This is a genomic window from Pseudoxanthomonas sp., from assembly GCF_002863005.1.
Classification (GTDB): domain Bacteria; phylum Pseudomonadota; class Gammaproteobacteria; order Xanthomonadales; family Xanthomonadaceae; genus Pseudoxanthomonas_A.
In genome coordinates this window covers 26,404-42,792 of sequence record NZ_PKDG01000014.1, presented here as the reverse complement: position 1 = coordinate 42,792, position 16,389 = coordinate 26,404, and the positions used below count along the sequence as shown (strand labels likewise).

12 protein-coding genes are annotated in these 16,389 nt (G+C 67.6%); 5 read left to right on the top strand and 7 right to left on the bottom strand.

All coding sequences use genetic code 11. The features are described from left to right. Window positions 1-26 precede the first annotated feature (26 nt). The 3 genes from CYU89_RS04590 (at window position 27) to CYU89_RS04580 (ending at window position 3,750) form a co-directional block, all read left to right on the top strand. Window positions 27-2,066, top strand: a complete 2,040-nt coding sequence (locus CYU89_RS04590; protein WP_296279048.1) for an NADPH-dependent 2,4-dienoyl-CoA reductase — start codon at window positions 27-29, stop codon at window positions 2,064-2,066. A 393-nt stretch (window positions 2,067-2,459) separates the two neighbouring features. Next, window positions 2,460-2,915 carry a cell wall hydrolase gene (locus CYU89_RS04585; RefSeq protein WP_296279047.1) on the top strand — a complete coding sequence of 152 codons (456 nt, stop codon included), beginning with the start codon at window positions 2,460-2,462 and terminating at the stop codon, window positions 2,913-2,915. A gap of 223 nt (window positions 2,916-3,138) precedes the next feature. Beyond that, window positions 3,139-3,750 carry a glutathione S-transferase N-terminal domain-containing protein gene (locus CYU89_RS04580; protein WP_296279046.1) on the top strand — a complete coding sequence of 204 codons (612 nt, stop codon included), beginning with the start codon at window positions 3,139-3,141 and terminating at the stop codon, window positions 3,748-3,750. A 16-nt stretch (window positions 3,751-3,766) separates the two neighbouring features. On the opposite strand, the gene CYU89_RS04575 is transcribed toward CYU89_RS04580, so the two are convergent. The 3 genes from CYU89_RS04575 to prpB form a co-directional block, all read right to left on the bottom strand. Next, on the bottom strand, window positions 3,767-4,264 hold the full coding sequence (locus CYU89_RS04575) for a hypothetical protein (RefSeq protein WP_296279045.1): 498 nt from the start codon (window positions 4,262-4,264) through the stop codon (window positions 3,767-3,769). Between the two features lie 168 nt (window positions 4,265-4,432). Further along, on the bottom strand, window positions 4,433-5,584 hold the full coding sequence (gene prpC / locus CYU89_RS04570; protein WP_296279044.1) for a 2-methylcitrate synthase: 1,152 nt from the start codon (window positions 5,582-5,584) through the stop codon (window positions 4,433-4,435). Window positions 5,585-5,732: 148 nt separating this feature from the next. Beyond that, entirely contained in the window at window positions 5,733-6,617 is an 885-nt protein-coding gene (gene prpB, locus CYU89_RS04565) for a methylisocitrate lyase (RefSeq protein WP_296279043.1), read from the bottom strand. Window positions 6,618-6,763: 146 nt separating this feature from the next. On the opposite strand from prpB, the gene CYU89_RS04560 reads away from it, so the two are divergent. Together CYU89_RS04560 and CYU89_RS04555 are read left to right on the top strand one after the other, a co-directional pair. Continuing rightward, the gene (locus CYU89_RS04560; protein ID WP_296279042.1) at window positions 6,764-7,990 is read left to right on the top strand and encodes a citrate synthase family protein; all 1,227 of its coding nucleotides are present in this window, start codon (window positions 6,764-6,766) and stop codon (window positions 7,988-7,990) included. 82 nt (window positions 7,991-8,072) lie between these two features. Beyond that, window positions 8,073-9,479, top strand: coding sequence for a M14 family zinc carboxypeptidase (locus CYU89_RS04555; protein WP_296279041.1), 1,407 nt, complete (start codon window positions 8,073-8,075; stop codon window positions 9,477-9,479). A gap of 3 nt (window positions 9,480-9,482) precedes the next feature. Here CYU89_RS04555 and prpE read toward each other — a convergent pair whose 3' ends face one another. From prpE to CYU89_RS04535, 4 genes are all read right to left on the bottom strand, one after another. Beyond that, the gene (prpE, locus tag CYU89_RS04550; RefSeq protein ID WP_296279040.1) at window positions 9,483-11,384 is read right to left on the bottom strand and encodes a propionate--CoA ligase; all 1,902 of its coding nucleotides are present in this window, start codon (window positions 11,382-11,384) and stop codon (window positions 9,483-9,485) included. Window positions 11,385-11,535: 151 nt separating this feature from the next. Next, window positions 11,536-13,962 (bottom strand): prolyl oligopeptidase family serine peptidase, encoded by a 2,427-nt coding sequence (locus CYU89_RS04545; protein WP_296279140.1) that lies wholly within the window; start codon window positions 13,960-13,962, stop codon window positions 11,536-11,538. Between the two features lie 141 nt (window positions 13,963-14,103). Beyond that, window positions 14,104-15,087, bottom strand: coding sequence for a malate dehydrogenase (locus tag CYU89_RS04540; RefSeq protein ID WP_296279039.1), 984 nt, complete (start codon window positions 15,085-15,087; stop codon window positions 14,104-14,106). Window positions 15,088-15,166: 79 nt separating this feature from the next. Next, on the bottom strand, window positions 15,167-16,369 hold the full coding sequence (locus CYU89_RS04535) for a pyridoxal phosphate-dependent aminotransferase (RefSeq protein WP_296279038.1): 1,203 nt from the start codon (window positions 16,367-16,369) through the stop codon (window positions 15,167-15,169). Window positions 16,370-16,389: the final 20 nt, after the last annotated feature.

Below are 16,389 nucleotides of genomic sequence, written 5' to 3'. Positions count from 1 at the left end.
CATACGCCCGCGTATCCACTGCCCGCATGACGTCGACCGCCGCCACCGACTCCTCGCCCTACCCCCACCTGTTCAGGCCGCTCGACCTGGGCTTCACCACGGTCCGCAACCGGGTGCTGATGGGCTCGATGCACACGGGGCTGGAGGACCGGGCCAAGGATTTCCCGCGCCTGGCGGCGTACTTCGCCGAGCGGGCGGCCGGCGGCGTGGGCCTGATCGTCACCGGCGGCTTCTCGCCCAACCTGGTGGGCTGGCTGAAGCCGTTCGGCGGCAAGCTGTCGTGGCCGTGGGAGGCCCGGCCGCACAAGTTCGTGACCAAGGCCGTCCACGAGCATGGGGCGAAGATCTGCGCCCAGTTGCTGCACGCCGGCCGTTACGGCTACCACCCGCTGACCGTGGCGCCGTCGAGGCTCAAGGCACCGATCAATCCGTTCACTCCACGCGCGCTGTCGGCCCGCGGGATCGAACGCCAGATCAGCGCCTACGCCAACGCGGCGAAGCTGGCGCGCGACGCCGGCTACGACGGCGTGGAAATCATGGGTTCGGAAGGCTATTTCATCAACGAATTCACCGCGCCGCGCACCAACAAGCGCGACGACGCCTGGGGTGGCACGCCGGAGAAGCGCATGCGCTTCGCGGTGGAGATCGTGCGGCGCGTGCGCGAGGCGGTGGGCCCGGACTTCATCATCATCTACCGGCTGTCGCTGCTGGACCTGGTCGAAGACGGCAACCAGTGGGACGAGATCGTCCAGCAGGCCAAGGCGGTGGAAGCCGCGGGCGCGACGATCATCAATTCCGGCATCGGCTGGCACGAGGCGCGCGTGCCGACCATCGTCACCTCGGTGCCGCGCGCGGCCTTCGTCGACGTCACCGCCAAGCTCAAGCCGCACGTGCGCGTGCCGCTGGTGGCGACCAACCGGATCAACATGCCCGAGGTCGCCGAAGGCATCCTTGCCGCCGGAAAGGCCGACATGGTGTCGCTGGCGCGCCCGCTGCTGGCCGACCCGCAATGGACGGCCAAGGCGCGCGCCGGCACACCGCAGGCCATCAACACCTGCATCGCCTGCAACCAGGCCTGCCTGGACCACGTGTTCGAGAACAAGCTCGCCAGTTGCCTAGTCAATCCGCGCGCCTGCCACGAGACCGACCTCACCTATAAGAAGACGTTCGCGCCGAAGACCATCGCGGTGGTCGGTGCCGGCCCTGCCGGCCTGGCCTGCGCGACGGTCGCCGCCGAGCGCGGCCACCGGGTGACCCTGTTCGACGCGGCCGACGAGATCGGCGGGCAGTTCAACTACGCCAAGCGGATCCCGGGCAAGGAGGAGTTCCACGAGACATTGCGCTACTTCCGCCACAAGCTGGAAGAGACACGCGTGGAGGTGAAACTCTCTTCTCCGGTCGCGGCGGCCGATCTGGCCGGCTTCGACGAAGTCGTGCTGGCGACCGGCATCACCCCGCGCAAGGTCGCCTTCCCGGGCGCCGACCACGCCAAGGTCGTCAGCTATGTGGACGTGCTGTCGGGCCGGGTGAAGGTGGGCGCAAGCGCCGCACTGATCGGCGCCGGCGGCATCGGCTTCGACGTCGCCGAGTACCTGACCCATGAAGGGCCTTCGTCCTCGCTGGACCCGGCCCGCTGGATGGCCGAATGGGGCGTGGATCCCACCTTCGAAGCCCGCGGCAGCCTGGCACGCCCTCAGCCGGAGCCGCCCGCCCGCGAGGTCTGGCTGCTCCAGCGCAGCCCGGGCAAGCCGGGTGCCCGCCTGGGCAAGACCAGCGGCTGGGTGCACCGGGCCACACTCAAGGCCAAGCAGGTGAAGATGCTGGGTGGCGTGGAGTATCTGGGCGTGGACGATGCCGGGTTGCGCATCAAGGTGGACGGCGCCGACCAGTTGCTCCCGGTCGACCACGTGGTGGTATGCGCCGGTCAGGAGCCGCGGCGCGAGCTGCAGGCCGCCTTGCTGGCCGCCGGCCGGACGGCGCACCTGATCGGCGGCGCCGACGTGGCCGCGGAACTGGACGCCAAGCGCGCGATCGACCAGGGCAGCCGGTTGGCGGCAAGTCTGTAGGCATGCCCTCCGTAGAGTCGAGCTTGCTCGACTCCGGAACGGCTGGATTCCGGGAAATCCTGGGCAAGAGCAGCGGAGCAAGCTCCGCTCTACGGCGCCGCTTCCTGCGACAGGCTTCACAATTTCCAGCCAGAACAGCACCCCCGTCGTCAAGCCGGCCCGTTCAGGCCGAGTTGGGACGCCCCCCCCTACCTTGCGCCCACTTTCCGGCCCGCCGCCCAGTTCAGGCGGGCTGAGCCCGGCGCTCGGATCCCTCTGATCCGGCCTTGCCGGTCCCCGGGCAGCCCGTGTGAAGGCTGCCTCCCCATGACGCCCTGCCGCATGTCCCAGGTTTGCCGCTCCCCGCGTGACGGGAGAGGCAGGGGTGCGGGAAAGACGGAGCAAGGAGTTCCCATGAAACTGGCCTGGATCCTATGGCTGTCGCAGATGTTGCCGCAGCCGGCCGCCGATTCGCTTTGCCTCAGCACCACCGTTTACCTGGAAGCCCGCGACCAGACCCTCCGCGGCCAGCAGGCCGTCGCCGAGGTCGCCCTGCGCCGCCGCGACAGCGGCCTGTGGGGTGATTCCGTCTGCTCCGTGGTCACCGCCCGCAAGCAGTTCGCACCGACCATCGTCGGGCCGAATACCCGCCTGAAGAACCCGGAGGCCTGGGCCCAGTCGGTCACCGTCGCCCTGAACGCCGAACGCAACTGGGCACTGCCGCCTGGCCAGCGCAAGGAAATCGTACCCGGCGCCAGCCACTTCATGGCGCACCAGATCGCCAGCCCGAGCTGGCGCAACGCGTACCACGTGGCCACCATCGGCGACCACACGTTCCTTCGCGTGCAGAAGCTCAAGCCCCGCTCCTGAGACCGAGCGCTTTCGAAGCCACGCGCACGCGCTGATCCGTTCGCCGCAGCCGGACCCGCATGGCCCCTGCTCCCCCTCTCCCCGCGTGAGAAGGCAGGGGGTGAGGGCAAACACCCGCGATGCCTGCGGTTAGTACGCGACACGATCCGTTGCACCGCGCATCACATTGGAAACATCCGAGGCCCGCGATAATCGCGGGCCTTTCTTTTTCCCAGGGGACACCATGAAGCTGTACACCAAGCCCGGCGCGTGCTCGACCGCCGACCACATCGCACTGCAGTGGACGGGCCAGCCGTTCGACGTGCAGGTGATGACGGCCGCCGAGATGAAGGCGCCGGCGTACCTGGCGATCAATCCCACCGGCGCGGTGCCGGCGATCGTCGATGGCGATTTCGTGCTGACCCAGAATGCCGCGATCATGGGCTACATCGCCGACACGTATCCGCAGGCGCACCTGGCCGGAGACGGTTCGCCGCAGCAGCGCGCGCAGGCCGCGAAGTGGCTGTCCTTCGTCAATTCCGACCTGCACCCGGCGTTCCATCCGCTGTTCGGAGCGGCCCGCTTCATCAGCGACGAGACGCAGTTCGAGGCGGTGAAGGACGCAGCGCGCAAGCGCGTGCGCGGCTTGTTCGAGCAGGCAGACAGTCAACTGGAAGGCCGCGACTGGCTGGCCGGCTTCCGCAGCTTCGCCGATCCGTATTTCTACATCACGCTGCGCTGGGCAGACCGGATGGGCGTCGACCTGTCGGGCCTGCAGAACATCGCTGCGTTCAAGCAGCGCATGGAGGCCGATGCCGGCGTGCAGGCCGCGCTGAAGGCCGAAGGCCTGGCCTGATCCTGCGCGGCGCGCGTCAGCCCAACGACGCGCGCACGTCTTCCAGCCAACGCGTGGCGAAGGTGTGGTCGCGCGCCCTCGTCATCGCGGTGGCGACATCGGGAAGCAGCGCTTCCAGATCATCGGCGTTCGCGCAACGCTCGACCTTGAGCTGCAGGAAGTAGCCCTTCAGGCCGATGTGCGAACGGATGTCGTCGGTAATGCGCGCATACAGCAGGTTGTAGCGTTCGGCGGAGGTCATGATGACCGGGGGCGCACCGTCGTTCGATTTGGTGGCGGCCACGGCCGCCAGCATCGAGGCGGCACCGGAGCGGCGTTCGATCAGTCCGTCCGTCGCCAGTTGGCCGAGCGCATCGTCGGGCGCATGCAGGCCGCTCATCATCGCCTGCAGTTCGTCGTCGCTGCGCTGGCCATCGACCAGCAGCAGGATCGAACGCAGCCCCGCCGGCAGCTTGCGCGTGCGCTGCTGGATCTCGTTGCGTCCGGCCTCGGTCTTGCACCATCTGGTCTGCATGGCATCCCCCCAAACGACGCGCGGCGGGCCCCTCCCGCGGCTACGACGTTCCCCTGTCCGCCAGTAGTACCCCGGCCCGGCCCTTCCCGGCTGCCACGCGGGTCACACAAACGACACGGGGCCGCCCGACCTTCGTCGAAACGGCCCCGCGTGTCAGCGGCGCTGGCCTCAGCGCTGGTCGATCGGCACGAAGGCCAGATCCTCAGGCCCCGTGTAATTGGCGCTCGGGCGGATGATCTTGCCGTCGATGCGCTGCTCGATCACGTGCGCGCTCCAGCCGCTGGTGCGGGCGATCACGAACAGCGGGGTGAACATCGCCGTCGGCACGCCCATCATGTGGTAGCTGACCGCGCTGAACCAATCGAGGTTCGGAAACATCTTCTTGATGTCCCACATCACCGATTCCAGACGCTCGGCGATGTCGTACATCTTCATGCTCGACTGCTCGGCGGACAGATCCTTCGCCACCTGCTTGATGACGTCGTTGCGCGGATCGCCGGTGGTGTACACCGGATGGCCGAAGCCGATCACGACTTCCTTGCGCTCGACGCGCGCCTTGATGTCGGCTTCCGCTTCGTCGGGCGATTCGTAGCGTTTCTGCACTTCGAAGGCCACTTCGTTCGCTCCGCCATGCTTCGGGCCGCGCAGCGCACCGATGCCACCCGCGATGCAGGAATGCATGTCGCTGCCGGTGCCGGCGATGACGCGGCAGGTGAAGGTGGAGGCATTGAACTCGTGCTCGGCGTACAGGATCAGCGAGGTGTGCATCGCGCGCACCCAGGACTCGCGCGGCTTCTCGCCGTGCAGCAGGTGCAGGAAATGGCCACCGATGGAGTCGTCGTCGGTCTCCACGTCGATCGCGCGGCCGTTGTGGCTCCAGTGGTACCAGTACAGCAGCATCGAGCCCAGCGAGGCCATCAGCTTGTCGGCGATGTCGCGCGCGCCGGGATGGTTATGGTCGTCCTTCTCCGGCGATACGCAGCCGAGGATCGACACGCCAGTGCGCATCACGTCCATCGGGTGCGCGGACGGCGGCAGCTCTTCCAGCGCGGCCTTCACCGCGGCCGGGATGCCGCGCAGCGACTTCAGCTTCGCCTTGTAGGCGGCCAGCTCGGCGCGGTTGGGCAGCTTACCGTGCACCAGCAGGTAGGCGACTTCCTCGAACTCGCTGGTCGTCGCGATATCGAGGATGTCGTAACCGCGGTAATGCAGATCGTTGCCGCTGCGGCCGACGGTGCACAGCGCGGTGTTGCCGGCGGCGGTGCCGGACAGGGCGACGGATTTCTTCGGCTTGAAGGGGACGCTCTCTGACATGTTCAATTCCTCATCTTGTTTTGGAGCCCCTCTCCCGATGGGAGAGGGGTTGGGGTGAGGGTTCGGCGAAATCCGTGCAGCTCGAACATCGCTGGCTTCGCCGTACCCTCATCCGCCCTTAGGGCACCTTCTCCCGAAGGGAGAAGGAATATCCTTACTTCTTTGCGGAAAACAGGGTGTCGAGCTTCTGCTCGAAAGCGTGGTAACCGATGCGGTCGTACAGCTCCTCGCGCGTCTGCATGCTGTCGACCACGTTCTTCTGGTGGCCGTCGCGGCGGATCGCTTCGTACACGTTCTCCGCCGCCTTGTTCATCGCGCGGAACGCCGACAGCGGATACAGCTGGATCGCCACGCCGACCGAGGCCAGTTCGTCGCGGGTGAACAGCGGCGTCTTGCCGAACTCGGTGATGTTGGCCAGCACCGGCACTTTCACGGCATCGACGAAGCGCTGGTAGGTGGGCAGGTCGTAGGCGGCCTCGGCGAAGATGCCGTCGGCGCCGGCCTCGACGCAGGCGATGGCGCGCTCGATGGCGGCGTCCACGCCTTCGACCTGGATGGCGTCGGTGCGCGCGATCAGGAAGAAGTCCGGATCGGTCTTCGCATCGGCCGCCGCCTTCACGCGATCGACCATCTCGCCGGCCGACACGATTTCCTTGCCCGGGCGATGGCCGCAACGCTTGGCGCCCACCTGGTCCTCGATGTGGCATGCGGCGGCGCCGGCCTTGATCAGCGACTTCACCGTGCGCTCGATGTTGAACGCGCTGGGGCCGAAGCCGGTATCGATGTCGACCATCAGCGGCAAGTCGCAGACATCGGTGATGCGGCGCACGTCGATCAGCACGTCTTCCAGCGAGTTGATGCCCAGGTCGGGCAGGCCCAGCGACCCTGCGGCGACGCCGCCGCCGGACAGGTAGATCGCCTTGTAGCCGGCGCGCTTGGCCAGCAGCGCGTGGTTGGCGTTGATCGCGCCGATCACCTGCAGCGGCGATTCGGCGGCGAGCGCGGCGCGGAACTGCGCGCCTGCGGACGGGGTGCTCATGCGACGTGACTCCTCATCGGTCAGCGAGCGGCCTCGGCCTGGGGCCGGTGCCGGAGGTGCGTGAAGGGTACGCCCCTCTTCGGGACGCAAATCTGGCACCATCCTCAGGGTTGATCAATCTTGATCGAACGAATCAATATTTCTCGATGGCCTCCGCGACCGACCTTCTGTCCGCCCGCGACACCTGCCGCCTGCTGGGCATCAGCCAGGCCACGCTGTACGCCTACGTCAGCCGCGGCCTGCTGGAATCCCGACCGGGCAAGGACCACCGCAGCCGCCTCTACCTGCGTCAGGACGTGGAGCGCCTGGCCCAGCGCAAGCAGGTGGGGCGCGGCGCGGCGCGCGGTGCCGCGCAAAGCCTGGACCGGGGCCTGCCGGTGCTGGAAACGCAGATCTCCCTGATCCGTCCGGACGGCCCTTACTACCGGGGCCGGTCGGCGATCGGCATGGTCCACGACGGCGCCACGCTGGAAGACGTCGCGCGGCAACTCTGGGCCTGCGGCGAGGAGGACCCGTTCACCGCGCCTTCGTCGACCCCGTGGCCGGCGGTGGTCGCGCCGCTCGCCTCCGATGTCGCGCTGCCGCCGCTGGAGCGCGCGATGGCGGCGATCCCGCTGCTGGCGCTGGACGTGCGCCACTCCTTCAATTCGGCGCCCCGCGTGCGCCACGAGATCGCCGCCGGACTGCTGCGCCACAACGCGGCCCTGCTGGTCGCACAGCCGCCTTCCGGCGCACCGGTGCATCGCGTGCTCGCGCAGGCCTGGCATCCGGGCGACGACGGGTTCGCCGACCTCGTGCGTGCCGCGCTGATCGTTTGCGCGGACCACGAATTGAACGTCTCGGCCTTCGCGGCGCGCGTGGTCGCCTCCACCGGCGCGCATCTGCACGCCACCGTCTGCAGCGGCCTCGCCGCGCTGTCCGGGCCCCGCCATGGCGGCGCGACGGCGCGTGCGTACGCACTCATCGCCGATGCCCGTGACGCCGGCCACGCGCGCCGCTTCATCAGCGAGCGCTGGCAGCGCGGCGATGATCTTCCGGGCTTCGGCCATGCGCTGTATCCGCAGGGCGATCCGCGCGGTGCCGAGCTGCTGGCGCGCGCTCGCGAACGCCACGCAGGCGAGCGCGAAATGGCCGCACTGGAAACGCTGATCGCCGCTACCGAAGACATCAGCGGCCTGCGCCCGAACATCGACTTCATGCTGGCGGCGATCTGTCACCTGAACCGCCTGCCGGCGACGCCCGCGCTGGTGATGTTCGCCGCGGGCCGCCTCGCCGGCTGGCTGGCGCACGCGCTGGAACAACAGGCGATGGGCGGCCTGATCCGTCCACGTGCGCGCTACACCGGCATCACGCCATCGGCACCGTCGGCATGACGCGGTGGCGCTGCCCCGCACGGATTTGACATCGATGACGCATGCACCGACCCTGCAAGCGACCGCTCCTGCTGCTGCCGTGATGCGCCCCACCCTAGCCCTGTGCCTGCTGCTGACGATGATGATCCCCACCACCATCGCCCGGAACACCGACATGCCACGTGCGGATGCGTCGACGCAGGCCCCGACCGCGATACCCCCACCCCCGGCGTGGCTATCGGGGCTCGATGCGCTCTACGACGCGGAACTGCGCGTCGCCGGCCTGGAGGACCGCACGTTCAACGCGGAACACTGGTGGTCGGTCGCCACGCCGTTGCTGGCGCGTACGCACGGCTTCCACGTGGAAGAGATCGGCCGCAGCGTCGAGGACCGCCCCTTGCGCCATGTGCGCTGGGGCGAAGGCAGGATCCCCGTGCTGCTGTGGTCGCAGATGCATGGCGACGAGAGTACGGCGTCGATGGCGCTGGCGGACCTGTTCCGCTTTCTCGGCGACCATCCCGACCATCCGCTGGTGAGGCAGCTGCGCGCGAACACCACGCTGCATGTCTTCCCCATCGTCAATCCCGACGGCGCTGCGCGCTTCCAGCGACGCAACGTGCAGGGGATCGACCTCAACCGCGATGCGCGCATGCTGGCGACGCCGGAAGCGCGCACGCTGAAGGCGTTGTACGACCGGGTGAAACCGATGTACGGCTTCAACCTGCACGACCAGCGCGTCGGCTATCGCGCCGGCGATTCCGATCGCGGCACCGCCATCGCGTTGCTATCGCCGCCCTACAACCACGCCGCCGACGTCAACGATGTGCGCACGCGCGCCATCGAAGTGGCCGGCGTGATCCGCACGGCGTTGGAACCCTACCTGGCCGGCCATATCGCACGCTGGGACGAAACCTTCGACCCGCGCGCGTTCGGCGACCTCACCACGCAGTGGGGCGCCAGCACGGTGTTGATCGAAGCGGGCGGCATCGAGGGCGACGTGCAGAAGCAGCGCCTGCGCAAGCTCTACTTCCTCGGCCTGGTGGCCGCGCTGGACAGCATCGCGACCGGCAGCCACGTGGGCGTAGCGCCTGCGCTATACCGCGAGCTGCCGGAAAACGGCGATGTATGGCCCGATCTGCTGGTGCGTGGCGGCACGCTGTCGGTGCCGGGTCGTCCGCCGACAAAGGCCGACCTGCTGGTCAATTTCCGCAATCCGCTGATGGAAACCGACGGCGCCATCGCCGATATCGGCGACCTCGGCACCAAAAAGGCACGCCGCACCCTGGACGCACGCGACCTGTTCATCGTGCCGATCCCGGGACATGAGGGCGAACGCACGGTGATCGAAGCGAACGACGACGGCGACAACGACGAACCGCGCTCGCCCCTGCCGCTCACGCCGGGCGCCAGCGCGCGCTTCGTGCTGAGCCGCGATCCGCTGGGCCGCGACGTAGTGTGGACGCTCGACGGAAGTGTGGACCCGGCGACACCCGCGCCACCGGCGCGCTGACCGTCAGCTGCCGACCTCGGGCCCGCGCTGCAGCGCGCGCCTCACTTCCTCCAGCGCATTGGGATCGTCCAGCGTGGAGAGATCGCCGGGATCCGCACCCTGCGCCAGCGCCTGCAGCGAGCGCCGCAGCAGCTTTCCCGAACGCGTCTTCGGCAATGCGTTGACGATGTAGACGCGCGCCGGCCGCGCGACCGCGCCCAGGCTCTGCTCTACCGTGCGCCGCATGCCATCGGCGGCCTGCACGCGTTCATGCGGCTCGTCGGTGGCCTGGCGTAGCGTCGCGAACACCACCGGCACCTGCCCCTTCAGTTCGTCGGCCACCCCGATCACGGCAGCCTCCGCCACGGCAGGGAAGCCGGACACGGATTCCTCGATCTCGCGCGTGCCCAGGCGATGGCCGGCGACGTTGATGACGTCGTCGGTGCGGCCGAGGATGAAGGTATAGCCGTCCTCGTCGCGGATCGCCCAGTCCAGCGAGCTGTACAGCAGTTCCTTGAAGTGGCTGAAGTAGCTGGAGAGAAAGCGCGCGTCGTCGTTCCAGATCGTCGTCATGCACCCGGGCGGCAACGGCGGCTGCATGACCAGCACACCCTTCTTGCAAGGCCCGACTTCCTCGCCAGTGCTTTCGTCGATCACCTTCATCCTGTAACCGAGGTTCGGGAACCCGGGCGAACCGAACCGCACGGGCTTCATGTCCAGACCCGGCAGCAGCGTCAGCGCGGGCCACCCGGTCTCGGTCTGCCAGTAGTTGTCGATCACCGGCTTGCCGATCGCATCGGTGATCCAGTGCGCCGTCGGCTCGTCGAGCGGCTCGCCCGCGAGGAACAGGTACTTCAGCTCGGACAGGTCGTGGCGCTTGATGAAATCGATGTCGTGCTTCTTCAGCACCCGCACCGCGGTCGGCGAGGAGAACATCGTGCGCACGCCGTATTGCTCGCACAGCGCCCACCAGATGCCGGCGTCGGGCGTGATCGGCAGCCCTTCGTAGAGCACCGAAGTCGCGCCCACGATCAGCGGGCCATACACGTTGTAGGAATGCCCCACCGCCCAACCGACATCGGATGTGGAGAACATCACCTGCCCCGGCCCCACGTCGAACACCGTGCGCATGGACAGCGCGAGGGCGACCGCATACCCGCCGACATCGCGTTGCACGCCCTTCGGCTTGCCGGTGGTGCCGGAGGTGTAGAGCAGGTAGCTGGGCTCGTTCGACTCCAGCCATTCGACCGGCACCTCGGCATCGCCGACGGCGGCGCGCAACGTGGCGTAGTCCTCATCGCGGCCGGCGATCTTCGGCTCTGCCGCATCCAGGCCGCGCGACACGATCAGCACCTTGGCCGGAGGCGTGTTCGCCTTCGCGCACGCCTCGTCGACCAGCGGCTTGTAGGGAATGACCTTGCCGCCGCGGCTGCCCGCATCGGCGGCGATCAACAGCTTCGGTTGCGCATCGTCGATGCGCAGGGCCAGGTTGTGCGCCGCGAAGCCGCCGAACACCACCGAATGCACGGCGCCTATGCGCGCGCAGGCCAGCATCGCGAACACGGCTTCGGCCATGTTCGGCATGTAGATGACCACGCGATCGCCACGGCCGACATCGAGCCGCTTGAGCACGGCGGCGAAGGCGTTCACTTCGCGGTACAGCTCTCGGTAGCTGATTTCGCGGGTCACATCGGTTTCGGTGGACACCGCCACCAGCGCCAGTTGGTCGCCGCGCTCGGCAACATGGCGATCCACCGCGTTGTAGCAGAGGTTGGTCTGGCCGCCGACGAACCAGCGACGGAACGGCGGCTGCGAGTACTCCAGCACCTGCCGCGGCGGCACGTGCCAATGGATGGCCTTCGCCTCGTCACCCCAGAAGGCCTCGGGCTGCTCGATCGAGCGCCGATAGACGTCTTCGTATGCCATGCGAACCTCCCAGATCCGACACCGGGACCAGCATAGACCCGCCCCGCCGCCGCCACCTTCCTACCTTGGTCGCATGGGACACTCCGTCGCACCCAAAAGAAAAACGCCGGGCATGGGCCCGGCGTTTTCCTGAAGCCACAGCGATGGGGTATTACTTCCGCGTCGCGGGCTCAGGCCTCACGTAACGGTCGAACCAGGCCAGCATCTCGGCGATGAAATGCTCGTTCGATTCCTGCGCCGTGTACCAGTGAGGCTCGAACGGCAGCATCACCAGCCGTGTCGTGCCGCCCGTGCCGCGGATGGCCTGGAACAACCGTGGCGACTGCAGCGACTCGGTGCCCGGGTTGGCGTCGTCGCTGCCATGCACGATCAGCAGCGGTTCGTTGACCTTGTCGGCGTGGAAGAACGTCGAGGCCTGGTCGTACACCTTCGGTGCCGCCCAGAACGAGCGGCGTTCGTTCTGGAAGCCGAACGGGGTCAGCGTCTTGTTGTAGCCGCCGCTGGAGGCCACGCCGGCACGGAACATGTCCGAGTGCGCCAGCAGGTTGGCCGCCATCAACGCGCCGTGACTGTGTCCGGTGACGCCGATGCGGCCGCGGTCGACCACGCCGAGCTCGACCGCCTTGTCGACCGCAGCTTCCGCGTTCGCGACCAGCTGCTCCAGGTAGGTGTCGTAGGCCGTCTTCGGGTCGCCGACGATCGGGAACGACGCGTTGTCGATGATCGCGTAGCCGGCGAGCAGCAACAGGCGGTAATTCGACAGGCGCGTGAAGGTCTGCTCCGAACCGCTTACCTGACCGGCCTTCGACGGGTCCGCATAGTCCATCGGATAGGCATACAGGATCGCCGGCACGCGCGTGCCTTCCTGGTACCCCGGCGGCGTGTAAAGGGTGAAGGACAAGTCCACGCCGTCCTTGCGCTTGTACGTCACCAGCCGCTTCTTGATGTCCCGCACCTGCGGTGTGGGGTCCGGGAATCGGGTCAGCGGCATCGGCTCGGAGCGTACGGCGGCTTCCGCCGGTGCCGCGCCTTCGATGGCGTCCGCGAGGATGCGGCGCTGCAGGTTCGGCGGATCCTTCGGCGACTGGTGCCAGGTGAGCAGGCGACGGGTGTCGTCGCCCTCGAAGCCGACGAAGACCTCGTACGCGGTCGCATCGCTGCGGAACAGGCGCCGCGTGCTGCCGTCCTCGATCGTGTAGCGATCGAGGAACGGCCGGTTGCCCTGCGGCGTCGCGCCCATGCCACTGAGGAACAGAGCGCCGTCCTCTTCACGCAGCACCCAGGCGCCGTTCGCGAGTCGCTGCAACTCCGGGTTGCCGGGGTCGGCATACAACTCGTCGCTGGACAGATCCCACAGCACGCGTGCCGGCACGCGCTTGTCCACGTCCACCAGCGTCGTCGTCTGCCAGCTCCGGTTCGCATCGTACTCGTAGGTCAGCGCACGACCGCCTTCGCGGAACCACGCCAGACCGGCGTAACGCTGCTTCAGTCGTCCGATCTCCTTCGGCTTGCCGGTGAAAGGCGCGGCCAGCATCAACAGGCGATCACGGGCCGGCACGTCGTTCTTCCAGTCGCCGCCGTCGAGCGCTTCGGCCCATACCAGCGTCGCCGGTTGATTGGCGCGCCAGGCGTGGCTGCGTGGACCGGTGGGAACACCGCGCACGGGGACACGGTCGGCGACCGGTAGCATCGCCAGCGGCGTCACGCGACCATTATTCAAATCGAGAACACCCAGGTCCTTGGCAAAGCGCTGCCAGGTGGTGACGTAGGAGTACGGACGCGCCAGCACTTCCACCAGCACGTGGCGCCCATCCGGCGCCGCATCGACGGCGCCGTACACAGCCTTGGCACCCACAGGCGTCACTGTGCCGCTGTCGGCATCGACCACCGCCAGCTGCGACGTGGCGTAGTAGTCGAACAGGGTCTCGTCCTCGGGACCGGACAAGGTATCGCGCGCTTCGTAAGTACTGCTCTCGCCCTTGCCGGCAATCGCTTCCTTGATCTCCGGCCCAGGAGGGACCGCGGAACGCACCGGCGCGGCGCCGATGTCGGTGGGCACCCGCTTCACGAGCATCGAGGGCTTGTCGCCCAGCCATTGCACCGCACCACCCAGGATCGTGTTGAGCTTCACGCCCTCCACGCGACGCACCTGGCCGTCAGCAGCGCGGCCGACCCACAACTCCACGCCTGTGTCGGTGGTGTTGTCGAAGGAGAACCGGGTGCCATCCGGCGACCACGACGGGTTGCCCGGGCAGGCGCCCGCAGGCAGCGCGACGGCAGTTTCCTTGCCACTGGCCAGCTCCAGCACGCTGAAGCTCTCCAGGCAGGTCCGGATGCCGTAGCCATTGGAACGATCGTGGCGGCTGTGGTTGCGCGGCTCCACGCGGACGCCGGCGAGCTTGAGATAGGGTTCGGCGACACGGGCAATCGGCGGATACTGCGACTGCCGGATCAGGATCGCGCGCGTACCCGTGGGGTCCAGCGACGGCGATGGATTGAGCGGGGCGCGAAACACCTGCAGGAGCGGTTCCGGCGGCTGCAGGTAGCGCGCCTCCTGCGCCACCGCCAATGACGGCATCGCCAGGGCCAATCCCACCGCCAGCAATATCCTTCCTTTCCGCATCACCCACCCCCTTTGAGGAAAACCAGAAAGTAACACGACAAAAAAAGGGGCGGCTCGCGCCACCCCTTTTCTCCATCGCGTGCGACATGCCCGCTATCAGAGCAGGTGTGCCACGCCGCTGCGCTCTTCTTCCAGCTCGGCCAGCGTCTTGTCGATGGCCTTCTGGCTGTAATCGTCGACCGGCAGGTCCTTGATCATCGTGTACTCGCCGTTCTCGGTGGTGACGGCGAAGCCGAACATCACGCCTTCCGGGATGCCGTAGCTGCCGTCGGACGGAATGCCCATCGTCACCCACTTGCCGTTGCTGCCCAGCACCCAGTCGCGCACGTGGTCGATGGCGGCGTTGGCGGCCGAAGCGGCCGACGACAGGCCGCGCGCTTCGATGATCGCGGCGCCGCGCTTGCCAACCTGCGGGATGAAGGTGTTCGCGTTCCAGTCGGCGTCGTTGATCTTGTCCTTCAGCGACTGGCCGTTGACCGTGGCGAAGCGGTAGTCGGGGTACATGGTCGGGCTGTGGTTGCCCCACACGACCAGCTTGTCGATGTCGCCCACAGCCACGCCGGCCTTGTTGGCGAGCTGCGACAGCGCGCGGTTGTGGTCCAGGCGCAGCATGGCGGTGAAGTTCTTCGACGGCAGGTCCGGCGCGGACTTCATCGCGATGTAGGCGTTGGTGTTGGCCGGGTTGCCGACCACCAGCACCTTGACGTTGCGGCTGGCGACCTTGTTCAGCGCGGCGCCCTGGGCGGTGAAGATCTTGGCGTTCTCCAGCAGCAGGTCCTTGCGCTCCATGCCCGGGCCGCGCGGACGCGCGCCGACCAGCAGGGCCACGTCGACGTCCTTGAACGCGACTTCCGGATCGTCGGTGCCGACGACGCCGGCCAGCAACGGGAACGCGCAGTCTTCGAGCTCCATGATCACGCCCTTCAGCGCGGCCTGGGCCTTCTCCAGCGGCAGCTCCAGCAGCTGCAGGATGACCGGCTGGTCCTTGCCCAGCATTTCGCCGGAAGCGATGCGGAACAGCAGCGCGTAGCCGATCTGGCCAGCAGCGCCGGTGACGGCAACACGGACGGGGGTTTTCATGGTGCGGTTCCTCGGGGTTTCGTAGGGTGGGCGTCGGCCCACCGCGTGGGGAAAGAGTGGGCCTGCGCCCACGCAACGGTTACTTCAGTTCGGCAAAGAATTCCTGGAAGCGCTGCAGGCCCGGCGCGAGTTGCGGCGTCGGGCAGGTGTAGCTGATGCGCAGCGCGCGCGGCTCGCCGAACGCCGAGCCCGGCACGCAGGCCACGCCCTTCGCTTCGAGCAGCGCATTGCAGAAGTCGACGTCGTCCTCGATCTTCACGCCGTCATGCGACTTGCCGAAGGCGCAGCTGATGTCGGGGAATACGTAGAACGCACCCTGCGGACGCGGACACACCACGCCCGGGATGGCTTCCATCGCGGCCAGCACCTGGTCGCGCTTGGCCTGGAATTCGGCGTTCTTCGCCACGGGCACGTCCTGCGGGCCGGTCAGCGCGGCGATGGCCGCGGCGGTGACGACTTCCGGCACGTTGGTGATGTGGTTGGAATTCATCGTGGTCAGCGCCTTGGCGACCACCTCGGGACCGGCCATGAAGCCCACGCGCCAGCCCGGCATGCCATAAGTCTTGGACAGCGAATCGACGAAGACCGTGCGATCGCGCATCTCCGGCCGCGCCTGCACGAAGTTCATGTAGGCCAGGCCGTCGAACAGCATGCGGTTGTAGATGTCGTCGGTGACGATCCAGGTCTCCGGATGCTTCACCAGCACGTCGGCCAGCGCAGCGACTTCCTCGCGCGTGTAGACCATGCCCGTCGGATTGGACGGGTTGTTGAACAGGAACACCTTGGGCGTGTGGATCGTCAGCGCTTCGTCAAGCTGCGCGGGTGTCAGCTTGTAGTCCTGGCTGGCCGGGCACGGCAGCGGCACCGCCTTCGCGTTGACGATGTCGGCGATGTCGGCGTAGGTCGTCCAGTACGGCGACGGATAGACGATGGTGTCGCCCTCGTCCAGCAGCGACTCGGCCAGGTTGTAGAGGATGTGCTTGGCGCCGATGCCGGTGGACACGTTGGCGCGCGTGTAGCCGGTCAGGCCCAGCGCTTCGATGTGCCGCAGGAACGCATCGAGCAGCGCGTCGGTGCCGCGGTTGCTGCCGTACTGGCCGGAGTCCTTCGCCAGCGCGTCGCGCGCAGCTTGGTAGACGTGGTCGCCGGGCAGGAAATTGGGAACGCCGATCGAAAAGCTGATGATGTCGCGGCCTTCGGCCTTCAGCTTCTTGGCCTTTTCGGCCACCGCCATGATCGCACTTGGCTTGGCGCGACCGATGCGCCGGGCAAGCAGGGGCATTGCACAACCTCGCGTGGAAA